Origin of the sequence: Janthinobacterium sp. BJB426 (assembly GCF_002735705.1) — a bacterium.
Lineage (GTDB): Bacteria > Pseudomonadota > Gammaproteobacteria > Burkholderiales > Burkholderiaceae_D > Janthinobacterium.
The window spans coordinates 1-536 of record NZ_PDZL01000068.1; the positions used below are offsets into that span (position 1 = coordinate 1).

Consider the following 536-nt stretch of genomic DNA (forward strand, 5'->3'; position numbering starts at 1 on the left):
ACCGGTGCTGCCCAGATGGACGGCGCGATCCTGGTGTGCTCCGCAGCTGACGGCCCAATGCCACAGACCCGCGAACACATCCTGCTGGCCCGCCAAGTTGGCGTTCCATACATCATCGTGTTCCTGAACAAGTGCGACCTGGTCGACGACGCAGAGCTGCTGGAACTGGTCGAAATGGAAGTGCGCGAGCTGTTGTCGAAGTATGAGTTCCCTGGCGACGACGTGCCTATCATCAAAGGTTCGGCCCGTATGGCGCTGGAAGGCAAAGAAGGCGAAATGGGCGTTGACGCGGTTCTGCGTCTGGCCGATGCCCTCGATTCGTACATCCCAACGCCAGAGCGCGCTGTTGACGGTGCATTCCTGATGCCAGTGGAAGACGTGTTCTCGATCTCGGGTCGCGGTACCGTGGTAACCGGTCGTATCGAGCGCGGCATTGTTAAAGTCGGCGAAGAGATCGAAATCGTCGGTATTATCGATACCGTCAAAACGACTTGCACCGGCGTGGAAATGTTCCGCAAACTGCTGGATCAAGGTCA

1 protein-coding gene is annotated in these 536 nt (G+C 58.0%); it reads left to right on the forward strand.

Features of this window, described 5'->3' with window-relative positions; genetic code table 11:
- Positions 1 to 536: GTP-binding protein (locus tag CSQ93_RS28580; RefSeq protein ID WP_233516399.1), on the forward strand; the 536-nt coding region annotated here is incomplete at both ends.